Annotated in this window: 20 protein-coding genes; 13 read left to right on the plus strand and 7 right to left on the minus strand. The window is 71.4% G+C overall.

The features are described from left to right. The first annotated feature begins 106 nt into the window (after window positions 1-106). Together ACIBG6_RS30190 and ACIBG6_RS30195 are read left to right on the plus strand one after the other, a co-directional pair. A complete protein-coding gene (locus ACIBG6_RS30190) occupies window positions 107-1,738 on the plus strand; it encodes an alpha/beta hydrolase (RefSeq protein WP_399225858.1) in 1,632 nt (543 codons plus the stop codon). Between the two features lie 105 nt (window positions 1,739-1,843). After that, window positions 1,844-2,287, plus strand: coding sequence for a RidA family protein (locus ACIBG6_RS30195; RefSeq protein ID WP_399225860.1), 444 nt, complete (start codon window positions 1,844-1,846; stop codon window positions 2,285-2,287). Between the two features lie 9 nt (window positions 2,288-2,296). Here the strand turns inward: ACIBG6_RS30195 and ACIBG6_RS30200 are convergent, their stop codons facing one another. Then, entirely contained in the window at window positions 2,297-2,899 is a 603-nt protein-coding gene (locus ACIBG6_RS30200) for a HEAT repeat domain-containing protein (protein WP_399225861.1), read from the minus strand. A gap of 309 nt (window positions 2,900-3,208) precedes the next feature. Between ACIBG6_RS30200 and ACIBG6_RS30205 the strand changes: the two genes are divergently transcribed. The 9 genes from ACIBG6_RS30205 to pssA all read left to right on the plus strand — a co-directional run bounded on the left by ACIBG6_RS30205 (window position 3,209) and on the right by pssA (window position 14,130). Beyond that, window positions 3,209-4,990, plus strand: a complete 1,782-nt coding sequence (locus tag ACIBG6_RS30205; protein WP_399225862.1) for a 3-hydroxyacyl-CoA dehydrogenase family protein — start codon at window positions 3,209-3,211, stop codon at window positions 4,988-4,990. A 115-nt stretch (window positions 4,991-5,105) separates the two neighbouring features. Continuing rightward, the gene (locus ACIBG6_RS30210) at window positions 5,106-5,924 is read left to right on the plus strand and encodes a TetR family transcriptional regulator (RefSeq protein ID WP_399225863.1); all 819 of its coding nucleotides are present in this window, start codon (window positions 5,106-5,108) and stop codon (window positions 5,922-5,924) included. 432 nt (window positions 5,925-6,356) lie between these two features. Next, entirely contained in the window at window positions 6,357-7,694 is a 1,338-nt protein-coding gene (ccrA, locus tag ACIBG6_RS30215) for a crotonyl-CoA carboxylase/reductase (protein ID WP_399225864.1), read from the plus strand. A 14-nt stretch (window positions 7,695-7,708) separates the two neighbouring features. Next, window positions 7,709-9,745, plus strand: coding sequence for a protein meaA (locus tag ACIBG6_RS30220; RefSeq protein ID WP_399225865.1), 2,037 nt, complete (start codon window positions 7,709-7,711; stop codon window positions 9,743-9,745). Continuing rightward, on the plus strand, window positions 9,742-10,707 hold the full coding sequence (locus ACIBG6_RS30225; protein ID WP_024759161.1) for a CoA ester lyase: 966 nt from the start codon (window positions 9,742-9,744) through the stop codon (window positions 10,705-10,707). The genes ACIBG6_RS30220 and ACIBG6_RS30225 overlap by 4 nt, the downstream gene beginning before the upstream one ends. Before the next feature lie 5 nt (window positions 10,708-10,712). Continuing rightward, the gene (locus ACIBG6_RS30230; RefSeq protein ID WP_229315537.1) at window positions 10,713-11,237 is read left to right on the plus strand and encodes a MaoC family dehydratase; all 525 of its coding nucleotides are present in this window, start codon (window positions 10,713-10,715) and stop codon (window positions 11,235-11,237) included. A 2-nt stretch (window positions 11,238-11,239) separates the two neighbouring features. Next, window positions 11,240-12,445 (plus strand): acyl-CoA dehydrogenase family protein, encoded by a 1,206-nt coding sequence (locus ACIBG6_RS30235; protein ID WP_356676067.1) that lies wholly within the window; start codon window positions 11,240-11,242, stop codon window positions 12,443-12,445. A gap of 169 nt (window positions 12,446-12,614) precedes the next feature. Then, complete coding sequence (locus ACIBG6_RS30240) at window positions 12,615-13,271, plus strand: phosphatidylserine decarboxylase (protein ID WP_317600640.1); 657 nt, start codon at window positions 12,615-12,617, stop codon at window positions 13,269-13,271. Next, on the plus strand, window positions 13,264-14,130 hold the full coding sequence (gene pssA / locus ACIBG6_RS30245) for a CDP-diacylglycerol--serine O-phosphatidyltransferase (RefSeq protein WP_399226088.1): 867 nt from the start codon (window positions 13,264-13,266) through the stop codon (window positions 14,128-14,130). Before ACIBG6_RS30240 ends, pssA begins: the two co-directional genes overlap by 8 nt. 101 nt (window positions 14,131-14,231) lie before the next feature. On the opposite strand, the gene ACIBG6_RS30250 is transcribed toward pssA, so the two are convergent. Then, window positions 14,232-15,242 (minus strand): GNAT family N-acetyltransferase, encoded by a 1,011-nt coding sequence (locus tag ACIBG6_RS30250; protein ID WP_399225866.1) that lies wholly within the window; start codon window positions 15,240-15,242, stop codon window positions 14,232-14,234. Window positions 15,243-15,301: 59 nt separating this feature from the next. On the opposite strand from ACIBG6_RS30250, the gene ACIBG6_RS30255 reads away from it, so the two are divergent. Beyond that, window positions 15,302-16,153 carry an NAD-dependent epimerase/dehydratase family protein gene (locus ACIBG6_RS30255; protein ID WP_399225867.1) on the plus strand — a complete coding sequence of 284 codons (852 nt, stop codon included), beginning with the start codon at window positions 15,302-15,304 and terminating at the stop codon, window positions 16,151-16,153. Here the strand turns inward: ACIBG6_RS30255 and ACIBG6_RS30260 are convergent. From ACIBG6_RS30260 to ACIBG6_RS30280, 5 genes are read right to left on the minus strand one after another with little or no spacing between them, the layout of a single operon-like run. Beyond that, entirely contained in the window at window positions 16,141-17,406 is a 1,266-nt protein-coding gene (locus ACIBG6_RS30260) for an ABC transporter substrate-binding protein (RefSeq protein ID WP_399225868.1), read from the minus strand. The two genes, ACIBG6_RS30255 and ACIBG6_RS30260, sit on opposite strands and share 13 nt — an antisense overlap. Further along, a complete protein-coding gene (locus tag ACIBG6_RS30265) occupies window positions 17,403-18,548 on the minus strand; it encodes a branched-chain amino acid ABC transporter permease (RefSeq protein WP_399225869.1) in 1,146 nt (381 codons plus the stop codon). The genes ACIBG6_RS30260 and ACIBG6_RS30265 overlap by 4 nt, the downstream gene beginning before the upstream one ends. Next, a complete protein-coding gene (locus ACIBG6_RS30270; protein WP_055640585.1) occupies window positions 18,541-19,431 on the minus strand; it encodes a branched-chain amino acid ABC transporter permease in 891 nt (296 codons plus the stop codon). Before ACIBG6_RS30270 ends, ACIBG6_RS30265 begins: the two co-directional genes overlap by 8 nt. Next, window positions 19,428-20,237 carry an ABC transporter ATP-binding protein gene (locus ACIBG6_RS30275; protein WP_399225870.1) on the minus strand — a complete coding sequence of 270 codons (810 nt, stop codon included), beginning with the start codon at window positions 20,235-20,237 and terminating at the stop codon, window positions 19,428-19,430. The genes ACIBG6_RS30270 and ACIBG6_RS30275 overlap by 4 nt, the downstream gene beginning before the upstream one ends. Further along, the gene (locus ACIBG6_RS30280) at window positions 20,234-21,052 is read right to left on the minus strand and encodes an ABC transporter ATP-binding protein (protein WP_399225871.1); all 819 of its coding nucleotides are present in this window, start codon (window positions 21,050-21,052) and stop codon (window positions 20,234-20,236) included. The genes ACIBG6_RS30275 and ACIBG6_RS30280 overlap by 4 nt, the downstream gene beginning before the upstream one ends. A 194-nt stretch (window positions 21,053-21,246) precedes the next feature. On the opposite strand from ACIBG6_RS30280, the gene ACIBG6_RS30285 reads away from it, so the two are divergent. Next, window positions 21,247-22,446 (plus strand): PucR family transcriptional regulator, encoded by a 1,200-nt coding sequence (locus ACIBG6_RS30285; RefSeq protein WP_399225872.1) that lies wholly within the window; start codon window positions 21,247-21,249, stop codon window positions 22,444-22,446. Window positions 22,447-22,506: the final 60 nt, after the last annotated feature.

A 22,506-nucleotide genomic window follows, 5' to 3' on the forward strand; every position in this document is an offset into this window, starting at 1 on the left:
CGATCATCGGACCGGTTCACCTGACACGCCGTCGGATCGTCCTCTGTTCGGGTCAACTCTCGGCGAAACAGGTCCCTCCCCTGCCTGTTCGGGGCACGGACGCCCTATGACCCCACGCGCAGGAATGCTGATCGCCGCAGGAGCGCTGGTCGCCGGGACGGTCACCGTCCTGCCCGCCACCCCCGCAGGCGCCGGTGAACCGACCCCCCGGCCGTTCCCCAAGCTCGCCTGGACCGGCTGCGCCACCCAGGCGTACCCGAAGCTCCAGTGCGCCACCCTGAAGGTGCCGCTCGATCACGACGACCCGGCCGGGCGGAGCATCACGCTCGCCCTCACCCGGGTCCCGCACACCGCGAAGACCTTCCAGGGGCCGCTGCTCGTGAACCCGGGCGGGCCCGGGGGCAGCGGGCGCACGATGGCCGGGTACGTGGCGGCCTCGCTGCCCCCGAAGGTGGCCGCCGAGTACGACGTGATCGGCTTCGACCCGCGCGGGGTCGGCAGGAGCGAGCCCGCGCTCGACTGCCGGCCGGGCCATTTCGCGCCGGTCCGCCCCGACTCGGTGCCGCGCGGCGCCGAGGCCGAGAAGGTCGCGGTCGAGCGGGCCCGGGCCTTCGCCGAGGCCTGCGGCGACAAGTACGCGGACGTGCTCCCGTACATCGACACCGTGAGCACCGCCCGGGACCTCGACGCGATCCGCGACGCGCTCGGCGCGCCGAAGGTCACCTACCTCGGCTACTCGTACGGCACCTACCTGGGCGCGGTCTACGCACGGCTGTACCCGGACCGGGTGCGGCGCATGGCGCTCGACTCCGTCGTCAACCCGCACGGCGTCTGGTACGAGGACAACATCGCGCAGGACTACGCCTTCGACACCCGCCACAAGGACTTCATGGCCTGGGTGGCCCGGCAGAACACGGTGTACAAGCTGGGGACCGACCCGGCGGCGGTCGAGGCCGCCTGGTACCGGATGCGCGACGCGCTGCGCGACGCCCCGGCCGGCGGGAAGGTCGGACCGGGCGAACTGGAGGACACCTTCCTGCCCGGCGGGTACTACAACGGCTACTGGCCCCGCCTCGCCAGCGCGTTCTCGTCGTACGTCAACGACGGCGACGCGGCGCCCCTGACGGAGGCGTACGAGAAGTACGGGGAGGCCGACGCCTCCGCCGACAACGGCTACTCGGTCTACACGAGCGTGCAGTGCCGGGACGCGGCCTGGCCCCGCGACTGGAACGTGTGGCGCAAGGACAGCTGGGACGTCCACGCGAAGGCGCCGTTCTCGACCTGGAACAACGCCTGGTACAACGCTCCCTGCGCCTTCTGGCCCGTGCCGGCCCTGACCCCGCCGGACGTCACCAACGACCAGCTGCCGCCGACCCTGATCCTTCAGGCGACGGAGGACGCGGCGACCCCGTACGAGGGCGGGATGGCGCTGCACCGGCTGCTGCGCGGCTCCAGCCTGGTCGTCGAGGAGGGCGGCGGGAACCACGGGGTGACCCTCGGCGGCAACGACTGCCTGGACGACCACCTGGCCGCCTACCTCGCCACCGGCACGGTACCGCGCGCCAAGGACGGGGCCGAGGTCGACGCGGTCTGCGAGGCGCTCCCCGAGCCGGAGCCCGAGCCGCTGGCCGCGGCCGGGAAGAAGAAGGCGACGGAGAAGTCGGGCAAGCGGGTCGGCGCCCTGCGGGCGGAGGCGACCGGCATCACCCTGCACGGACTCCTCGGCCACGTCCGCTGACGACGACCGCACCGGCCGGCACGACCCACTGAGCACGACCCGCTGACAGTGCCCGCGCCCCCAGGGACGCGGGCACTGTCAGTGGCGTGCGCGAGGATGTGGGACATGACGAGCCACCTGACCCACGTTCCCGCACCCGACGGCCTCGCGCCCAGTCCGCAGTACAGCCACGTCGTCTGGGGGACGGGCCGGTTCGTCGCGATATCCGGGCAGTGCGCGCTGGACGCCTCCGGCGCGGTGGTCGGGAAGGGCGACGCGGTGGCCCAGGCCCACCAGGTCTTCGCCAATCTGGAGCGCTGCCTCGCCGCCGCCGGCGCGGGGTTCGGGGACGTGGTGAAGCTGACGTACTTCGTCACGGACGTGGCGCACCTCCCCGCGGTGCGGGACGCCCGGGACGCGCACTTCGCGGGGGCGCCGCTGCCGGCGAGCTCGGCGGTGCAGGTGTCGGCGCTGGTCCGCCCGGAACTCCTCGTGGAGATCGAGGCCTTCGCCCTCGTCCCCGAGCGGGAGACCGGCGATGCCGAGGCGGAGCTCCGGTTGGTGCGCTGACGCTCGTGTTCAGCCGAGCGGACCGAGCCGGTTCAGTGAGTCCTCGGCCGCGCGGCCGAGCCGGGGGTGCGGGAGCGCGGCCTCAAGGGCCGGGCGGGCCCGGGGGTCGCCGAGCGCTCCGAGGGCCTCGACGCAGGCGAGGCCGACCCGCCAGTGCGGGTCGTCGGCCGGGAGCCGCCGCCGGAGGACGGTGATCAGGGCCGGTAGGGACTCGGGGGCGCGGAGATCGGCGAGCAGCCGGACCGGCAGGAGGGCGTAGGCGACCCGGAGTTCGTTGGTGGCGAGGGTGGCGGCCGCGCGGGCGGTCCGCGGGTCGCCGAGCCGGACCAGGGCGTGGGCGGCGGTGACGCAGCGCTCGGGGTCGCGGTGGTTGAGGAGGAGGACGAGCGCCTCGAAGGCGCGCGGGTCGCCCGCGACTCCGAGCTTGTAGGCGGCGATCTCGCGGGCCCAGAGGGGCTGCCCGGGTGCGGTGAGGACCCGGTGGAGTTCCTCCGGGTCGTCGGTTCCGGCGAGTTCTCCGAATGCCGCCGGGACTTCTCCGGAGTCATTCTCGATCTCGTCCCGCAATCGATCGATCATCGAGCAGAATTCCGGATCCTCGGCGCTTTCCATGAATCCGAGCCTATCCGCGATCCAGATCACACTTTCTCAACTTGCCGGGACTGGCGCGCTCGTTACCGGCCGGTTAGTCTCAGGTGAGCGGGTCACCACCCGCACTTCTCACTTTGGCCTGGTGACGCAGCCATCGTGAGCGTTTCGTCGGTTCGGCAGTTTCGATGTGACTCCGGGACAGAGTCCGTCGCCCCTTTCTTCAGGGCATCGCCCTTCCTTCCAGGGCCTCGCCCTCGATCTTTCCCGCGCCCTTTCTCTCTCGCGCGCGCACTGCCCTCAGTCGTCACTCTTCCTCCCTGGAGTCCCCTGATGGACACCCCTCTCTCCACCATCGCCGTCGTCGGTCTCGGCACCATGGGCACCGGCATCGCCGACGTCCTCGCCCGGGCCGGCCGCGAGGTCATCGGCATCGACATCGACGACACCGCCGCATCCCGGGCCGTCGCCGCCCTGGAGGCCTCCACCGCCCGCGCCGTGACCCGCGAGCGGATCACCGAGGAGGAGCGGCAGGACGTCCTGGCCCGCTTCCGTACCTTCTCCGACCTCCAGGCGGCCGCCGAGGCCGACCTCGTGATCGAGGTCGTGCCCGAGTCGTACGAGGCGAAGCAGGAGGTCTTCCGGGCGCTCGACGGGATCGTCCGGCCCGACGCGATCCTGGCGACCGGCACCAACGCTCTCTCCGTCACCCGGCTCGCCGCCGACTCGGCCCACCCCGAGCGGGTGCTCGGCCTGCACTTCTTCGCCCCCGTGCAGGCGATGAAGCTGGTCGAGGTGGTCTCCTCCGTGCTGACCGACCCACGCGCCGTCGACGCCGTCACGCGGCTCGCGCAGGACCTCGGCAAGGAGCCCGTGGCGGTCGGCGACCGGGCCGGTTTCATCGCGGACGGGCTGCTCTTCGGCTACCTGAACCAGGCCGCCGCCATGTACGAGGCGAAGTACGCCTCCCGCGAGGACATCGACGCGGCCATGAAGCTGGGCTGCGGCCTGCCGATGGGCCCGCTGGCGCTGCTCGACCTGATCGGCGTCGACACGGCCCGTACGGTCCTGGAGGCCATGTACACGTCCTCGCACGACCGGCTGCACGCCCCCGCCCCGATCCTCAAGCAGCTCAGCGAGGCTGGCCTGACCGGCCGCAAGGCGGGCCGCGGCTTCTACACGTACGAGGCGCCGGGCTCCGGCGAGGTCGTGCGGGACGCGCTCACCCCGCTGACCTCCGCCGACGCCGGCGGCGGCCGCGAGGTCCGCTCGGTCGGCGTCGCCGGCTCCGGCACCATGGCCTCCGGCATCGCCGAGGTCTTCGCCAAGGCCGGGTACGAGGTCGTCCTCGCCGCCCGCTCCCAGGAGAAGGCGGACACGGCCAAGGCCCGGATCGCCAAGTCCCTGGCCCGCTCCGTCGACAAGGGCCGGATGACCGGCGAGGCCCGCGACACGACGCTGGCCCTGATCACCGCGGCCGGCACGCTCGACGCCTTCGCCGAGGTCGACCTGGCCGTCGAGGCGGTCGCCGAGGACCTGGGGATCAAGCAGGAGCTGTTCGCGCGGCTCGACAAGATCTGCAAGCCGGGCGCGGTGCTCGCCACCACGACCTCCTCGCTGCCGGTCGTGGCCTGCGCCCGCGCCACCTCGCGCCCGCAGGACGTCATCGGGATGCACTTCTTCAACCCGGCGCCCGCGATGAAGCTGGTCGAGATCGTCCGTACGGTCCTGACGGCCGACGACGTCCACGCCACCGTCCGCGAGGTCACCACGAAGATCCGCAAGCACCCGGTGGACTGCGGCGACCGCGCCGGCTTCATCGTGAACGCGCTGCTCTTCCCGTACCTGAACAACGCGATCAAGATGGTCGAGGAGCACTACGCGACCCTCGACGACATCGACGCCGCGATGAAGCTGGGCGGCGGCTACCCGATGGGCCCGTTCGAGCTCCTCGACGTGGTCGGTCTGGACGTCTCGCTCGCGATCGAGCAGGTGCTGCACCGCGAGTTCCGCGACCCGGGCCTCGCCCCGGCCCCGCTCCTGGAGCACCTGGTGGCGGCCGGCTGCCTCGGCCGCAAGACGGGACGCGGCTTCCGCGAATATGCCCGCCGCTGAGCCGCCCACCGCAGGCTGGGGCGGCCTGCTGAGCTCCCCGGGCACCTCCGGTGCCCCGGGGGGCTCCCCGCCCCCACCTGGGCACACTCCCACTCCGATGCAGTACGTTCGGACCATGCCCAAGGCCGCGAAGACACCCCGTGCCACGTCCACGTCCGACGCTCCGGAGAGCGCGGCCGGCACGCGTGCCGCCGCCCAGCGGCTCAAGATGCGCCGGGAGCTGGCGACGGCGGCGATGGAGCTCTTCGCCACCAAGGGGTACGAGGCGACGACCGTCGACGAGATCGCGGCCACGGCCGGGGTCGCCCGGCGGACCTTCTTCCGCCACTTCCGCTCCAAGGAAGAGGCGATCTTCCCGGACCACGACGACACGCTGGTGCGGGCGGAGGCGGTGCTGAACGCCGCCCCGCCGCACGAGCACCCGCTCGACACCGTGTGCCGGGGCATCAAGGAAGTCATGAAGATGTACGCGGGCTCCCCCGCGGTCTCCGTGGAGCGCTACCGGCTGACCCGCGAGGTCCCGACCCTGCGGGAGCGCGAGATCGCCTCGGTGGCCCGCTACGAGCGGCTGTTCACCCGCTATCTCCTCGGCCACTTCGACGAGCGTGACCACCACGACGGCAACGACGACCCGCTGCTCGCGGAGGTGGCCGCCTCGGCGGTCGTCACCGCGCACAACCACGTGCTGCGCCGCTGGCTGCGGGCGGGCGGTCAGGGCGACGTGGAGGCCCAGCTCGACCACGCCTTCGCGATCGTCCGGGACACCTTCGGCACCGGCATAGGCGCGGGCCGGCCGGCCCCGTCCCCGCAGGCCGAGCAGGCGCCGGCCGTCCGGGCCTCCACCACCGGTGACGTGGTGATAGCCGTGGCCCGCACGGACGCCCCGCTCGACGAGGTCATGCGCACGATCCAGCAGGCACTCAAGAACCCCTGAGGAGCCGTCGAGGAGCCCTTGAGGGCCCCTTGAGACCGCTCCACCAAGAAGGCCGTCCCCGGTTTCCGGGGGCGGCCTTCTTCGTATCGTCCCAGTTCAGGGGGGATTTCGATCGATCATCGCTCATCCGTGACGGGCAGATTGCATCTGAGTGAAATTGTTGGCACGCAGTGCCTTGTGCGGTGGCACGGCGTGTCATACGTTGATGTTGTCCGGGCGGCCGGCGAGCAGAGAACACCTCGTTCGCCGGCTGTCCCCACAAGCCGACGGCTCGTGCGCCCGGACGCCTGCGTCACAGGCACCCTCGCGCCACCAGCGCCGCGCCACCGCACCACCCGAGCCGAACCGACGGCACACCTCCACAGCAACAGCACTCCCCGCCGTAACCCCCAGGCGTCCCTCCCTCAGGACGCTCACCGCCGGAGGCAACCCGTGAAGGAAATCCTGGCCGCGATCCAGTCGCAGGACGCCACGTCCGCCGACTTCGCGAACATCCCGCTCCCCGAGTCGTACCGGGGCATCACCGTCCACAAGGACGAGGCCGAGATGTTCGCCGGACTCGCCAGCCGCGACAAGGACCCGCGCAAGTCGCTGCACCTCGACGACGTGCCGCTGCCCGAGCTCGGCCCTGGCGAGGCGCTGGTCGCCGTCATGGCCTCCTCGGTCAACTACAACTCGGTCTGGACCTCGATCTTCGAGCCGGTGTCGACCTTCGGCTTCCTGGAGCGCTACGGCCGCCTCAGCGACCTCAGCAAGCGCCACGACCTGCCGTACCACGTCATCGGCTCCGACCTCGCGGGCGTCGTGCTGCGCACCGGCCCCGGCGTGAACTCGTGGAAGCCCGGCGACGAGGTCGTCGCCCACTGCCTCTCGGTCGAGCTGGAGTCCTCCGACGGCCACAACGACACGATGCTCGACCCCGAGCAGCGCATCTGGGGCTTCGAGACCAACTTCGGCGGCCTGGCGGAGATCGCCCTCGTCAAGTCGAACCAGCTGATGCCGAAGGCCGGCCACCTCAGCTGGGAGGAGGCGGCCTCCCCGGGTCTCGTGAACTCCACCGCCTACCGCCAGCTGGTCTCCCGCAACGGCGCCGGCATGAAGCAGGGCGACAACGTCCTCATCTGGGGCGCGAGCGGCGGACTCGGCTCGTACGCCACGCAGTTCGCCCTCGCCGGCGGCGCCAACCCGATCTGTGTCGTCTCCTCCCCCGAGAAGGCCGACATCTGCCGCGCCATGGGCGCCGAGGCGGTCATCGACCGCAACGCCGAGGGCTACAAGTTCTGGAAGGACGAGCACACCCAGGACCCGAAGGAGTGGAAGCGCTTCGGCAAGCGCATCCGCGAGCTCACCGGCGGGGAGGACATCGACATCGTCTTCGAGCACCCCGGCCGCGAGACCTTCGGCGCCTCCGTGTACGTCACGCGCAAGGGCGGCACCATCACCACCTGCGCCTCCACCTCGGGCTACATGCACGAGTACGACAACCGCTACCTGTGGATGTCGCTGAAGCGGATCATCGGCTCGCACTTCGCCAACTACCGCGAGGCGTGGGAGGCGAACCGCCTGATCGCCAAAGGCAAGATCCACCCGACCCTGTCGAAGGTCTACTCCCTGGAGGAGACCGGCCAGGCCGCCTACGACGTCCACCGCAACCTGCACCAGGGCAAGGTCGGCGTCCTCGCGCTCGCGCCGCAGGAGGGTCTGGGCATCAGCAACCCCGAGCTGCGCGAGAAGCACCTCGACGCCATCAACCGTTTCCGTAACATCTGAGCCCGGGACCATAGATGACTGAGCGCCAGAAGGACCGGCCGTGGCTCATGCGGACCTACGCCGGTCACTCGACCGCCGAGGCGTCCAACGAGCTGTACCGGCGCAACCTCGCCAAGGGTCAGACCGGCCTCTCGGTCGCGTTCGACCTGCCGACGCAGACGGGCTACGACCCCGACCACATCCTCGCCCGCGGCGAGGTCGGCCGGGTCGGCGTCCCCGTCTCGCACCTCGGTGACATGCGCCGGCTGTTCCAGGACATCCCCCTGGAGCAGATGAACACCTCGATGACCATCAACGCCACGGCGATGTGGCTGCTGGCGCTCTACCAGGTGGCCGCCGAGGAGCAGGGTGCGGACATCACCCAGCTCCAGGGCACCACCCAGAACGACATCGTGAAGGAGTACCTGTCGCGCGGGACGCACGTCTTCCCGCCCGGCCCCTCCCTCCGCCTCACGACGGACATGATCGCGTACACGGTCAACAACATCCCGAAGTGGAACCCGATCAACATCTGCAGCTACCACCTGCAGGAGGCGGGGGCCACTCCGGTCCAGGAGATCTCGTACGCGATGTCCACCGCGATCGCGGTGCTCGACTCGGTGCGCGACTCCGGGCAGGTCCCGGAGGACCGCTTCGGCGAGGTCGTCGCCCGCATCTCCTTCTTCGTGAACGCGGGCGTCCGCTTCATCGAGGAGATGTGCAAGATGCGCGCCTTCGGCCGCATCTGGGACAAGATCACCCACGAGCGGTACGGGATCGAGAACGAGAAGCAGCGCCGGTTCCGCTACGGCGTGCAGGTCAACTCGCTCGGCCTGACCGAGGCCCAGCCGGAGAACAACGTCCAGCGGATCGTCCTGGAGATGCTGGCCGTCACCCTCTCCAAGGACGCCCGCGCGCGGGCCGTGCAGCTGCCCGCCTGGAACGAGGCGCTCGGTCTGCCGCGGCCCTGGGACCAGCAGTGGTCGCTCCGCATCCAGCAGGTGCTCGCCCACGAGTCCGACCTGCTGGAGTACGAGGACATCTTCGCCGGCTCGCACGTCATCGAGGCCAAGGTCGAGTCGCTCGTCGCGGAGTGCCTGGCCGAGATCGACCGGATCCAGGAGATGGGCGGCGCCATGGCGGCCGTCGAGTCCGGCTACCTCAAGTCGCAGCTCGTCTCCTCGCACGCCGAGCGGCGCGCCCGGATCGAGTCCGGCGACGAGAAGATCATCGGCGTCAACATCTTCCAGTCGACCGAGGAGAACCCCCTCACGGCCGACCTCGACACCGCGATCATGACGGTCGACCCGGCGGTCGAGGCGCGGGTGGTCGGCTCGCTGAAGACCTGGCGGGACAACCGCTACCAGCCGCCGTTCAACCACCCTCGCCCCTGCAAGGCCCTCGAACGCCTCAAGGAGGCGGCCAAGGGCACCGGCAACCTCATGGAGGCCACCCTGGAGTGCGCCCGCGCCGGGGTCACGACCGGCGAGTGGACCGAGGCCCTGCGCGAGGTCTTCGGCGAGTTCCGGGCCCCCACCGGCGTCTCCTCGGCCCCCGTCGCGGTGACGGCCGAGGAGGGCACGCCGCTGGCTCTCGTACGGGAGAAGGTGGCGCGGACCGCCGAGGAGCTCGGCGCCGGGCGGCTGCGGCTGCTCGTCGGCAAGCCGGGCCTGGACGGCCACTCCAACGGAGCCGAGCAGATCGCCGTACGCGCCCGTGACGCCGGCTTCGAGGTGGTCTACCAGGGCATCCGGCTGACCCCCGAGCAGATCGTCAACGCGGCCCTCGCCGAGGACGTGCACTGCGTGGGTCTGTCGATCCTCTCCGGCTCGCACGCCGAGCTGGTCCCGGACGTCCTCGACCGCCTCCGCGAGGCGGGCGCGACCGACGTGCCGGTCATCGTCGGCGGGATCATCCCGAACGCCGACGCCGCAGATCTGAAGCGCGCGGGTGTCGCCGCCGTCTTCACACCGAAGGACTTCGGTATCACGGAGATCATCGGCCGTATCGTCGACGAGATCCGGAAAGCTCACCAGCTCAGCCCCCTTGAAAGTACGGAGGTCCTCGCATGACCAGCCCCGTGAACCGTCTGCGTCCGCGCCGCTCCTGCCTCGCGGTCCCCGGCTCCAACCCGCGCTTCCTGGAGAAGGCCCAGGGTCTCGCCGCGGACCAGGTCTTCCTCGACCTGGAGGACGCCTGCGCGCCGCTGGCCAAGCCCGAGGCACGGCACACCATCGTCAAGTTCCTCAACGAGGGCGACTGGACCGGCAAGACCCGGGTCGTGCGGGTCAACGACTGGACGACCCACTGGACGTACCGGGACGTCGTCACGGTCGTCGAGGGCGCCGGCCAGAACCTCGACTGCATCATGCTGCCGAAGGTCCAGGACGCCCAGCAGATCGTCGCGCTCGACCTGCTGCTCACGCAGATCGAGAAGACGATGGGCTTCGAGGTCGGCAAGATCGGCATCGAGGCGCAGATCGAGAACGCCCAGGGCCTCGTCAACGTCAACGCGATCGCACAGGCCTCCCAGCGCGTCGAGACGATCATCTTCGGCCCGGCCGACTTCATGGCCTCCATCAACATGAAGTCGCTGGTCGTGGGCGAGCAGCCGCCGGGCTACCCGGCCGACGCCTACCACCACATCCTGATGAGCATCCTGATGGCCGCCCGCGCCAACAACCTCCAGGCGATCGACGGCCCCTACCTCCAGATCCGCAACCCGGAGGGCTACAAGGCCGTCGCGCAGCGCGCCGCCGCCCTGGGCTTCGACGGCAAGTGGGTGCTGCACCCGGACCAGGTCGCCGCCGCGAACGAGATCTTCTCGCCCGCGCAGGAGGACTTCGACCACGCCGAGCTGATCCTCGACGCGTACGACTACTACACGTCCGAGGCCGGCGGGAAGAAGGGCTCCGCGATGCTCGGCGACGAGATGATCGACGAGGCCTCCCGCAAGATGGCCCTGGTCATCTCCGGCAAGGGCCGCGCCGCCGGCATGCAGCGCACCAGCAAGTTCGAGATCCCGGAGGCCTGATCCCGATGCAGTTCGGCCGTACCTACGAAGAGTTCGAGATCGGTGCCGTCTACAAGCACTGGCCCGGAAAGACGGTCACCGAGTACGACGACCATCTCTTCTGTCTGCTGACGATGAACCACCATCCGCTGCACATGGATGTGAATTACGCCGAGAACACGACGGACTTCGGAAAGAACGTCGTCGTCGGCAACTACATCTACTCGCTTCTGCTCGGCATGTCCGTGCCGGACGTCTCCGGCAAGGCCATCGCCAATCTGGAGATCGAGTCGCTGCGGCACGTGGCGCCGACCTTCCACGGCGACACGATCTACGGCGAGACGACGGTCCTCGACAAGACGCCGTCGAAGTCGAAGAACGACCGCGGCATCGTCTACGTCGAGACCAAGGGCTACAAGCAGGACGGCACCCTCGTGTGCGTCTTCCGCCGCAAGGTCATGGTGCCCACCGAGACGTACATCAAGGAGCGCGGCGGCGAGCAGCCCGGCCGCCCCGAGCTGATCGAGCCCGCCAAGAAGACGGAGAAGTAGCCATGGCCCGACTCGCCCAGACCGCCGGGCTCACGGACGTCCAGCAGGAGATCCTCAAGACCGTCCGGGAGTTCGTCGACAAGGAGATCATCCCGGTCGCCACCGAGCTGGAGCACCGCGACGAGTACCCCCAGCAGATCGTCGACGGGCTCAAGGAGCTCGGCCTCTTCGGTCTGATGATCCCCGAGGAGTACGGGGGCCTGGGCGAGTCGCTGCTCACCTACGCGCTGTGCGTGGAGGAGATCGCCCGCGGCTGGATGTCGGTCTCCGGCATCATCAACACGCACTTCATCGTCGCGTACATGCTCAAGCAGCACGGCACGCAGGAGCAGAAGGAGTACTTCCTTCCGCGGATGGCGGCCGGCGAGACGCGCGGCGCGTTCTCGATGTCGGAGCCGGGCCTCGGCTCGGACGTGTCCGCCATCACGTCCAAGGCGGTCAAGGACGGCGACGAGTACGTCCTCAACGGTCAGAAGATGTGGCTGACCAACGGCGGAACGTCCACGCTGGTCGCCGTTCTCGTCCGAAGTGACGAAGGACACCCGGAGGGCACCGCCCCCCACAAGTCGATGACGACCTTCCTCGTCGAGAAGGAGCCCGGCTTCGGAGAGGTCCGCCCCGGCCTCACCATTCCCGGGAAGATCGACAAGATGGGTTACAAGGGCGTCGACACGACCGAACTCATCATGGACGGACTGCGCATTCCGGCCAATCGGGTCCTCGGCGGCACGACGGGCCGAGGGTTTTACCAAATGATGGACGGCGTGGAAGTCGGCCGCGTGAACGTGGCGGCCCGTGGTTGCGGCGTCGCGCAGCGTGCTTTCGAGCTGGGTGTCTCGTATGCCCAGCAACGTCACACTTTCGGCAAGGCGATCGCCGAACACCAGGCGATTCAGTTCAAGCTTGCCGAGATGGCTACCAAGGTCGAGGCTGCTCATGCCATGATGGTGAACGCAGCACGCAAAAAGGACTCCGGGGAACGAAACGACCTCGAAGCAGGGATGGCGAAGTACCTCGCCTCCGAGTACTGCAAGGAAGTCGTGGAGGATGCCTTCCGCATTCACGGCGGCTACGGGTTCTCGAAGGAGTACGAGATCGAGCGTCTCTACCGTGAGGCGCCGATGCTGCTCATCGGTGAAGGTACCGCCGAGATCCAGAAAATGATCATTGGTCGTCGGCTGCTCGAGGAGTACCGCTTCCAGGGTTGATTGTCGCGTTTGAGTCGTTTCGGCCGCGAAGAAGATCACACCCTGTGTTCGTCTTCCGGCCGTCGACTCGGTTCCTGGCTTGCCCAGTTGCGCCCCGCAACCGATAGCATCGCCGGAAAGCCGCCGTCCCCCGTTGCCAGTGCGGCATCATCCGCTACGAAGGTCATCCATGCCCCACAGCCAAACCTCTGCACACCGCGACAGCCTCTCGGGCGTACGCCTCGCGCGCGGAGCATCGCCGTGGCTTCTGCCGACCGTCGCCACCGCGGCGCTCTCCCTCTTGCGCGCGCGCAAGTCGCGACGAGCCGCGGCCATCGCCGTGCCGACCACCGCTCTCGCGGCCGGCATGCTGTGGTTCTTCCGCGACCCCGAGCGCGAGATCGCGCAGGGCCGGGTCATCTCCCCCGCCGACGGCGTGGTGCAGAGCATCATGCCGTGGAAGGACGGACGCACCCGGGTCGCCATCTTCATGAGCCCGCTGAACGTCCACGTCAACCGCGCGCCGCTGGCCGGCACGGTGACGTCCGTGGAGCACATCCCCGGCGGGTTCGTCCCGGCGTTCAACAAGGAGAGCGAGAACAACGAGCGCGTTGTCTGGCACTTCGACACCGAGCTCGGCGACATCGAGATGGTGCAGATCGCGGGTGCCGTCGCACGTCGCATCGTGCCGTACATCCCGCAGGGGACGAAGGTCGAGCAGGGTGACCGGATCGGTCTGATCCGCTTCGGCTCGCGTGTCGACATCTACCTCCCGGAGGGTGTCGAGGTCGCCGTCGAGGTCGGCCAGGCCACGACCGCGGGGGTGACTCGCATTGACCGTGATTGATCCCGACACACGGGCTGCCGAATGGGCTGCCGACGCCGAGGCGGAGGCGGCCGAAGAGGCCGAGGAGATGCCGCTGTCGTTGAGGCTGTCCATAGCGGACGCCCTCACGCTCGGTAACGCCACGTGCGGCTTCATGGCGGTCTACTTCACGACGACCGGCATCCTGATCCCGCACCTCACCGGCAGCACGGAGACCGGCATGGCGCGCAACAGCGCCGCCACCGCCGTGATCCTGATGCTGGCCGCGGCGATCTTCGACCTCTTCGACGGCATCGTGGCGCGCAAGCTCCGCAGCTCGCCGATGGGTGCCGAGCTCGACAACCTGTCGGACCTCATCAGCTTCGGTCTGGCCCCGGCCTACTTCGTCCTCGTGTACGGCATGGTCACGCCCGGCGCGCAGCAGAAGGTCTCGGCGGTGGCCGCGATCGTGGTGCTGCTCGCCGTGGTGCTGAGGCTCGCGAGATTCTCGTGCGTGACGATGAAGGACGGCATGTTCCAGGGCATGCCGAGCCCCTTCGGCGCGCTGACGGTCGTCTCGATCGTGCTGCTGGAGCTGCCGTTCATCCCGACGCTCCTCGCGATCATCGGGGTGGCCTGGCTGATGGTGAGCCGGGTCGAGTACCCCAAGCCGCGGGGTGTCCTCGCGGTGGCGATGCTCGCCTGGATCGTCGGTGCCATGGGCATGCTGGCGGCCTGGGCGTTCGACGCACCGGGCGGGGCGTTCCTGCTCCAGACCGGCTGCGCGCTCCAGGTGGTGTTGGGCGCCGTGATCCCCCTCTTCGCGACGGCCCGCCGGGTGAACACGTTCCGCGGCAACCGCCGTGAGAGCCGAGAGGCTCGCGCGGCGCAGCCGCGGTAGCGGATCGAGTGCTTCGTGAAGGGCCCCGGGAGGCGACAAGCCTCCCGGGGCCCTTTCGTGTGCCCGGGACATGCCCGGGACATGCCCGGGCACGTCCTCGGCTAGCCCAGGCGCTTGTAGTACAGCGTGGTGGGGCGGAGGATGCCGGCCGGGTCGGCGGCGAAGTCCGGGATCGTTCCCGCGGCCGTCCAGCCGGCTCCCCGGTAGAGGCGCTCGGCGGGGCTGTCGGTCTGGGTGTCCAGGACGAGCAGGCGCAGGCCCGTGGCGGCGGCGTGGGCCTCGGCGGCGGCGAGCAGCCGGCGGCCGAGGCCGCGGCCCCGGGCCGAGCCGTGCACGAGGAGCCGGGCGATCTCTCCGCGGTGGCGGCCGTTGGCGGTGCCGGTACGGACGAGGGTCACGACGCCGGTCAGGCTCCCGTCCGGGGCGCGGGCGGCCCAGACGTCCCGTACGCCCGCCGCGGCCTCCTCGGCGACCTCCGACCACCAGGCGGCCGCCCGGGCCGTCTCCAGGGGCGCCAGGAAGCCGACGGAGGCCCCGCCGTCGACGGCGTCCACGAGGAGCGCCGCGAGGCCGGCGGGGGCGTGGGTCCGTACGGCGTCGGGGGTGAGCCGCTCGATGGCGTCCGGGGCGGGGAGCGGCTTCTCCAGGCAGACCAGGTCCGGCCGCTCGTCCCAGGAGTCGACGGTCGCGAAGCCGAGGCTCCGGTAGAGGGCGAGCGGCTCCGCCCGCCAGGCCCAGACCGTGAGGCGTACGGCGGGGGTGCCCGCGGCGGCGGCCCGGCGCAGGGCCTCGGCCATGAGGGCCTTCGCGAGGCCCTTCCGCCGGGCCTCGGGCGCCACCCAGAGCCGCTTGATCTCGGGAGCGGCGCCCTCGCGGGGCGCCTTGAGGACGACGCAGCCCGACGGGGTGTCGTCGCCGGGCGCGGTGGCCAGCAGGACGGTGTCGGCGGCGAAGGCGGCGGCCGGGTCCTCGGCCTCGCCGCGGTATACGGCCGGGAGCTCGGCGACCGTCTCCACGGCCGTCCCCTTCCCGGCCTCGTTGACCAGGTGGTACGCGGCCAGCAGGTCGCGGAGGCGCGGGTGGGAACGGTTCTCCTCGATACGTGCGGTCATGGGCCAGAGCTTCACACCGCGATGTTTCGGGGATGTGAAGATCTACTAGGGTCGGTTCCATGCGTGTACTGGTCGCGGGCGCCACGGGCGCCGTGGGTCGTCAGCTCGTCCCCCGTCTCGAAGCGGCGGGCCACGAAGTCGTGGGCATCTCCCGGCGCGGTCCGCGCCCCGTGGACGTCCTGGACGCGGGGGCGGTGCGGCGGGCCGTCGCCGAGGCCGCGCCGGACGCCGTGGTGCACCAGCTCACGGACCTTGGCGGGGCGGACGGGGCGGCGAACAACCGGGTGCGGATCGAGGGCACCCGGAACCTCGTGGACGCGGCGCGGGCGGCGGGCGTGAGCCGGATCGTCGCGCAGTCGATCGCCTGGGCGTACGGCCCCGGGGACGCGCCCGCCGACGAGTCCGTACCGCTCGACGCGACGGAGGAGCTGCCCCGGGCCCGGATCGTCGCCGGGGTCCGCGCCCTGGAGTCGACGGTGGCGGAGCTCCCCGAGGCCGTCGTCCTGCGGTACGGGATCCTCTACGGCCCCGGCACCTGGTACGCGCCAGGGGGCGCGGTGGCCGCCGCGCTCGCGGGGGCCCCGGAGGCCCGGTTCCTCGGGAGCACGGCGGCCGACGGCTCGGTGAGCTCCTTCGTGCACGTCGCCGATGCCGCCGAGGCGGCCGTACAGGCGCTGGCGTGGGCCCCGGGGGCGTACAACGTGGTGGACGACGAGCCCGCGCCCGGTCACGACTGGCTGCCGGTCCTGGCGGGGGCGCTGGGCGTCCCGGCCCCGGAGCGGAGCGGGGGCCGGGCGCCCTGGGCCCGGGGCGCGGCGAACGCCCGGGCCCGCGCGCTGGGCTGGGCCCCGGCCCGCCCGTCCTGGCGGACGGGGTTCGCGGACCAGGGCCAGTCGGCTTACGGCGTGTAGGACTTCGCCGCCTCCGCGACGAACGGCTGCCGGACCGTGCGCATGCCGCCGGGGACGGACTTGTCCGGCTGGATGATGACGGACTCGCGGGAGGACGGTGCCTTCGGGTCGCCCAGGTCGTGGGTCATGCCGAAGCCCGCGTCGTGGGCCTTCAGGCTCAGGAGCGCCTTGTCGATGCCCTCGCGGGTGAGGTCCTTGTCCGCGCAGGCCTTCTTCAGGGCCTCGCCGAAGACGCCGGCCGCGGTCCAGCCGGCCACGATGCCGTTGTCGAGGCTGTCGCCCGGGTAGGCGGCCTGGTAGTCGGCGACGAGCTTCTTCGCCGTGGGGGTGTCCGCGCCGATGGGCAGGCTCGGCGAGGCGAACCAGTACATCTTCTCCAGGGCGGGTCCCGCCTGGGTGCCGAGGAGCTGGGGCGCGAAGGCGGAGTTGTTGCCGACGACCGGGACCTTGAGGCCGGTGGCGGCGGCGACGCCGACGAGGGAGGCGGCCTGGCGGGGGCCCGCACTGATGACGATGGCCTTGACCCCGGCCTGCTTGAGCGCCGACACCTGCGCCGACATGTCGTTGTCGGTGGGCTTGATCTTCTGCTCGACGACGGTCAGGCCGGCCTTCCCGGCGGCGAACTTCGAGCCCTTCAGCGCGTTCTCGCCGTAGTCGCCCTCGAAGTAGACGTGGCCGAGCTTGTCGCCGGACTTCAGGCCCTTGTCCTTGAGGAGGAAGTCGACGGCGTTGATCGTCTCGACGTCGTACGTGGCGCCGAGGACGCGGATGTACGGGGAGCCGAGCAGCGACGCCGACCAGGCCTGGGGCAGGACGAGCCCCTTGTCCTTGCCGTCGACCTTGGGCTTGACCGCGGCGACGAACGGGGAGCCGATGAACTGGGTGTAGCCGACGACCTTCGGCTCCAGCTCGGTGTAGGCGGCGAGCGCCTTCTGCGGGTCGTAGCCGTGGTCGCGGACCGTGAGCTCCAGCTGCCGGCCGCAGATCCCGCCGGCGGCGTTGACCTGCTTCACGTACAGCTGCTGGGCCTGGGTGACGCTCTTGCCGAGGGTCGCGTACACGCCGGTCATGTCGGTGAGGGCGCCCAGCGCGATCGTCTTGTCGGTGACGCCCTGGCCGGTCTTCACCCCGCCCGCCCCGGTCTGCTTGCCGTCGCCGGTCTTGGCCTTGGAGCTGCATCCGGCGGCGGTGAGGGCGACCAGTGCGGCAAGCGCGGCGGCCAGGCCCCGCACGGCCTGTCTGCTGTGGTTCATCGTGTCTCCCCAGAGGGTTCGGTGGTGGGTGTGGGGCTTTGGGGTGTGGGGATCTTGGGTGTGGGGCTGTCGGGTGGGGGGCTCTTGGGTTTCCGGGCGGCGAGGCGGACCAGACCGCCGGGCACGAACAGCACCACCGCGACGACGGCCGCGCCGTAGAGGTAGCGCGAGGCCTCTCCCGGGGCGATCCCGCCCGTCCCCGGGGCGGAGACCAGGGGCAGCGCGTCGCTGTACCGGGTGAGGAGCTGCGGCAGGAGGGAGACGAAGACGCCTCCGACGACCGCTCCGGCGACGGAGCCGAGACCGCCGATGACGATCATGGCCAGGTATTCGAGGGAGAGCGCCATGCCGAAGTACTCCGGCACGGTGCGCTGGAAGACCAGGGCGAGCAGGACGCCCGCCAGGCCCGCGTACATGGAGGAGAGGACGAAGACGGCGGCGCGGTAGCGGGCCACGGGGATGCCCATGACCCCGGCGGCGATCCGGTGGTCCCGGATGGCGTTCATGGCGCGTCCGGGGCGGCCCCCGAGGACTCCCCTGGCGAACAGGACGCCGCCGAGGAGCAGGATCAGGCCGAGGTACCAGAGCTTCTCGACGGCGCCGAACGGCACCTGGGCGACGAGGAGTTCGGTGTCGTCGAAGGTGAGGCCGAAGAGGGAGAGCGCGGGGACGGCGCGGCCGTTGTAACCGCCGGTGACGTCATGGGCGTTGAACAGCACGTGCTGCCCGATGAAGATCAGCGCGAGGGTGGCGATGCCGAGGTACGCGCCGCGCAGCCGGGCCGCGATGGGGCTGAACACCCCGCCGGCCAGGCCCGCGAGGGCCACCGCGAGGACGGCGGCGAGCCAGCCGGGCAGGCCGAGTCCGGCGAGTCCGTCCGTGCCGTCGCCGGCGAAGAGGCAGTAGCCGTAGGCGCCGACGGCGAGGAAGAAGGCGTGCCCCATGGAGAGTTGGCCGGTGGCGCCGGTCAACAGGTTGATGCCGATGGCGCCGAGGGCGGCGACCATGGCGAACAGGCCCGCCTGGAGCCAGAATCGGTCCAGATAGAACGGGAGGGCGACGAGGAGGAGTCCGGCGGCGGCCCACCCGTACAGCCCGGTGGTACGGGCCCGCAGGCCGCTCCGGGCGAGGGTCTCAGACACGGGCGAGCTCCTTCGTGCCGAAGAGTCCGGCCGGGCGGATCAGCAGCACCGCGACCATGACGAGGTAGGGGGCGAGGTCGCCGATGCCGCGGCCGAGGAAGGCCAGGTCGCTCTGGTATCCGGTGGCGAGGGACTCCGTGATGCCGACGAGGAGTCCTCCGACGAGGGCGCCCGTGGTGGAGTCGAGGCCGCCGAGGATCGCGGCGGGGAAGGCCTTGAGGGCGGCGAGCGAGGTGGCCCGTTCCAGGCCGGGCGTCGGGAAGACGGTGAGGAAGAGCGCGGCGACGGCGGCGAGGGCGCCGGCGACCGCCCAGGCCCCCAGCGAGACCCGGCCGAGCCGGATGCCCATGAGGGCGGCGGTCTCCTGGTTCTCGGCGGCTGCCCGCATGGCGACGCCCCAGGAGGTGTACCGGAAGGCGAGCAGGAAGGCGGTGATGAGGAGCGCCGCGACGAGGAGGGCGGCGATCCGGGTCTGGGCGATGGTGACCGGGCCGACGGTGAGGACCGCGTCGCCCCACGGGTCGCCGAGGGCGAGGATGTCGGTGCCGATCCGGCGGGTCAGCTCGGTCGCGAGCAGGATGTCGACGCCGATGGTGACGATCGCGAGGACGCTGTGGTCGGCGCCCCGGTGGCGGCGCATCACGAAGAACTCGACGGCGGCGCCGACCACGGCGGCGCCCGCGATCCCGGCGAGCAGCGCGGGCCAGAAGCCGATCTCGTCGTGGAGCACGGCGGTGACGTAGCCGCCGGCCAGGAGGAGGGAGGCGTGGGCGAAGTTGACGACCTCGGTGGCGCGGAAGATGACCACGAAGCCGAGGGCGATGAGGGCGTAGATCGAGCCCAGTGAGACGCCGTTGATCAGGAATTCGGCGAAGGTGCTCACGCGGCGGTCTCCTCTCCGAGGTAGGCGCGGACGACCGCCGGGTCGTTCTGGACGTCGCCGGGGGCTCCGTCGGCGATGCGGCGGCCGAAGTCGAGGACGGTGACGGAGTCGGCGAGCCGCATCACCAGGCCCATGTCGTGCTCGACGAGGAGGACCGAGATGCCGAGGCCGTCGCGGACGCCCGCGATGACGGAGGCGGTACGGCGCCGCTCGTCGGCGGTCATGCCGGCGACGGGTTCGTCGAGGAGCAGGAGCTTCGGCTCCATGCAGAGGGCGCGGGCGAGTTCGGCGAGCTTCTGCTGCCCGTACGGGAGGGAGCCCGCGGGCTGCGCGAGCTGCTTCTCCAGGCCGACGAAGGCGGCGATCTCCCGGACCCTGGCCCGGTGGCGGGCCTCCTCGCGGGCGGCGGAGGGGAGGCGGAGCCCGGCGGCGAGGAAGCCGGTGCGGGTGAGCCGGTGGCGGCCGAGCATCAGGCTGTCCTCGACGGTGGCGCGGGGCGGCAGGGCCAGGTTCTGGAAGATCCGGCCGACGCCGAGGTCCGCGATCTTGTGCGGGGGCAGGGCGGTCAGCTCGTGCGGGCCGAGGCGGACGGAGCCGGCCGTGGCCCGGTAGACACCGGAGAGCACGTTGAAGCAGGTGGACTTGCCGGCGCCGTTGGGGCCGATGAGGGCGTGGACGGTACCGGGACGGACGGTGAAGCCGATGCTGTCGAGGGCCGTGAGTCCGGCGAACCGTACGGTCAGGTCCTCGACGACGAGGGCGGGGACGTCGGCCGGGGGCGCGTCCTGTACGGGAGTGTCGGTCATCGGGTCTCCTCCCAGCGGGCCAGGACCGGGTGCGCGGACCGGGCGCGGTCCGCGTCGGCGGCGGCGTCCTCGTCGACCACGCCCAGATAGCGGCGGCGCACCTCGTCGGAGGCGGCGAGCTCGGCGGCCGGGCCGGAGAGGGTGACCTCGCCGACCTCCAGGACGTACGCACGGGAGGCCAGGCGCAGGGCGAGCGCCGCGTTCTGCTCGACGAGCAGCACCGCCGTGCCCTGGGCGTTGATCTCGCGGACGGCGTCCGCGATCCGGGCGGCCATCAGCGGGGCGAGCCCGAGGGAGGGCTCGTCGAGGAGGAGCAGGCCCGGCGCGGCCATCAGGGCGCGGCCGACGGCGAGCATCTGCTGTTCGCCGCCGGAGAGGAGCCCGGCCTGCTGGCGGGCCCGGTCGGCGAGGACCGGGAAGAGCTCGTGGACGCGGCGCAGCGCGGCGGCCTTCGCGGCGCGGTCGCCGCGGCGGCCGAGTGCGCCCGCGCGCAGGTTGTCCTCGACGGTCATCCGGGCGAAGACCTGGCGGCCCTCCGGCACCTGGGAGACGCCGGCGGCGACGACCCGGTCGGGCGGGAGCCCGTCGAGCGGCCGGCCGTCGCGGCTCACCGTGCCGGAGACCACGGACCCGCCGTGGAACCGCAGGGTGCGCGAGACGGCCCGCAGCAGGGTCGACTTGCCGGCGCCGTTGCCGCCCAGGACGGTGACGACGGCGCCCGCCGGTACGGTCAGCGACACCTGGCGCAGCGCGCGCACCGGTCCGTATCCCGCCGTGAGGTCCTTGACCTCGAGGGCGGGTGCGGTTCCTCCCATGGATCCCCTTCCCCGGCCGTCTTTGTTACCCGGCCGTTCAGTGGCGCTCACCCCAACACCGCGCCGGACCGCCCGTCCACGTCCCGCGGTCGAATCGCTGCCGGTGACCAGCGGAGACGGCGATGGGCTGTGCATGCGCACAACGCTGCGCGTCAGGGCTGTGCCAAGGGGCCCGGGCGGTGGATCCTCCGGGCATGGGACGGCGCAGACGGCGGACCGGTGACGACTGGAAGGTGCTCGCTCAGGCGTGCACCGCACTTCTGGAGCGGGTGCCGGAGCTGGTGGACGAGCATCTGAAGGAGCTGCACGCGTACGAGCCCGCCTACGGGCGGATCCTCCCGTACGACCAGCACTGGCAGGAGGCCCACGAGGCGATGCGGATCGGGATCGAGATGATCTCGGCGCCCCGGAGCTCGCCCCGGCGGGACCTGGAGCAGGCGGAGTCGATGGGCCGGCGCCGGGCCGCGCAGGGCATGCCGCTGGAGCTGGTCGTGCACGCGTACCGGCACGCCGGGCACCTCGTGTGGGACGCGCTGATCGAGGGTGCCGGGGAGGACACGGCGCAGCTGGCGGCGCTGATGCAGTCGGCGACGACGGTGTGGTCGGCGGTGGACGCTCAGGCGGACACGGCGTCGGAGGCGTACCGGTCGACGGAGGCGGAGCTGCGCCGCCGGACGGACGAGCAGCTCCAGGCGCTCCTTGACGCGCTGCTCCAGGGGCAGCGGTCGCCCGAGCTGGTGTCGCGTGCGGCGGCGGGCCTGGACCTGCCGGAGCAGGGGCGGTACGCGGTGGTGGTGCTGCGCTACGACCGACGGGAGGAGCGGGAGTCGTTCCACCGGCAGGTGCAGGGCGAGGGCGTGCGGTTCCTGTGGCGGATGGGCGCGGACTGCGAGATCGGGGTGGTGGCGCTGGCCGGGGAGACCGGTCTGGACGCGCTGTCGGAGCTCCTCGACGGGCGGTGCCCGGGGCCTGGCGGGATCAGCCCGGTCGTGGTCGGCCTGACCGAGCTGGGCCGGGCGCGCCGCCTCGCGGAACTGGCCCTGCGCACGTGTCCGCCGGGCAGTCGGCAGATCGTGCGGCTCGACCGCCGGATGGCGGGGGCGCTGGTGGTGGGCCAGCCGGAGATGGCGAGCCTGCTCGTCTCGGACGTCCTGGGCGGGCTGTTGGAGCTGGACCCGGCGGACCGGGCGGTGCTCCTGGAGACGCTGGACGTGTGGCTGGACTGCGAGGGCTCGGCGGGCCGGGCGGCGGGCCGCCTGTACTGCCATCGGAACACGGTCTTCAACCGCCTGCGGCGGCTGGAACAGCTGACGTCACGCTCACTGTCCCGGCCGCGGGACCTGACGGAGATGACGCTGGCGCTGGACGCGTTCCGGCTGACGGCCTCGGGGTGAGGGGCGCGCACGCCCATACGGGCCGGGGGCGGCGCCCCGGACCCGTACACGCGTCCGTCC

The sequence above is a fragment of the Streptomyces sp. NPDC050842 genome, from assembly GCF_044456565.1.
GTDB lineage: Bacteria > Actinomycetota > Actinomycetes > Streptomycetales > Streptomycetaceae > Streptomyces.

Coding starts and splice junctions, on each gene's coding strand:
- ACIBG6_RS30230 (WP_229315537.1), top strand. CDS start 10,713: ATGCAGTTCGGCCGTACCTACGAAGAGTTCGAGATCGGTGCCGTCTAC.
- ACIBG6_RS30250 (WP_399225866.1), bottom strand. CDS start 15,242: ATGACCGCACGTATCGAGGAGAACCGTTCCCACCCGCGCCTCCGCGAC.
- ACIBG6_RS30260 (WP_399225868.1), bottom strand. CDS start 17,406: ATGAACCACAGCAGACAGGCCGTGCGGGGCCTGGCCGCCGCGCTTGCC.
- ACIBG6_RS30235 (WP_356676067.1), top strand. CDS start 11,240: ATGGCCCGACTCGCCCAGACCGCCGGGCTCACGGACGTCCAGCAGGAG.
- ACIBG6_RS30225 (WP_024759161.1), top strand. CDS start 9,742: ATGACCAGCCCCGTGAACCGTCTGCGTCCGCGCCGCTCCTGCCTCGCG.
- ACIBG6_RS30240 (WP_317600640.1), top strand. CDS start 12,615: ATGCCCCACAGCCAAACCTCTGCACACCGCGACAGCCTCTCGGGCGTA.
- ACIBG6_RS30190 (WP_399225858.1), top strand. CDS start 107: ATGACCCCACGCGCAGGAATGCTGATCGCCGCAGGAGCGCTGGTCGCC.
- ACIBG6_RS30195 (WP_399225860.1), top strand. CDS start 1,844: ATGACGAGCCACCTGACCCACGTTCCCGCACCCGACGGCCTCGCGCCC.
- ACIBG6_RS30205 (WP_399225862.1), top strand. CDS start 3,209: ATGGACACCCCTCTCTCCACCATCGCCGTCGTCGGTCTCGGCACCATG.
- ACIBG6_RS30275 (WP_399225870.1), bottom strand. CDS start 20,237: ATGACCGACACTCCCGTACAGGACGCGCCCCCGGCCGACGTCCCCGCC.
- ACIBG6_RS30200 (WP_399225861.1), bottom strand. CDS start 2,899: ATGGAAAGCGCCGAGGATCCGGAATTCTGCTCGATGATCGATCGATTG.
- ACIBG6_RS30255 (WP_399225867.1), top strand. CDS start 15,302: ATGCGTGTACTGGTCGCGGGCGCCACGGGCGCCGTGGGTCGTCAGCTC.
- ACIBG6_RS30210 (WP_399225863.1), top strand. CDS start 5,106: ATGCCCAAGGCCGCGAAGACACCCCGTGCCACGTCCACGTCCGACGCT.
- ACIBG6_RS30280 (WP_399225871.1), bottom strand. CDS start 21,052: ATGGGAGGAACCGCACCCGCCCTCGAGGTCAAGGACCTCACGGCGGGA.
- ACIBG6_RS30285 (WP_399225872.1), top strand. CDS start 21,247: ATGGGACGGCGCAGACGGCGGACCGGTGACGACTGGAAGGTGCTCGCT.
- ACIBG6_RS30220 (WP_399225865.1), top strand. CDS start 7,709: ATGACTGAGCGCCAGAAGGACCGGCCGTGGCTCATGCGGACCTACGCC.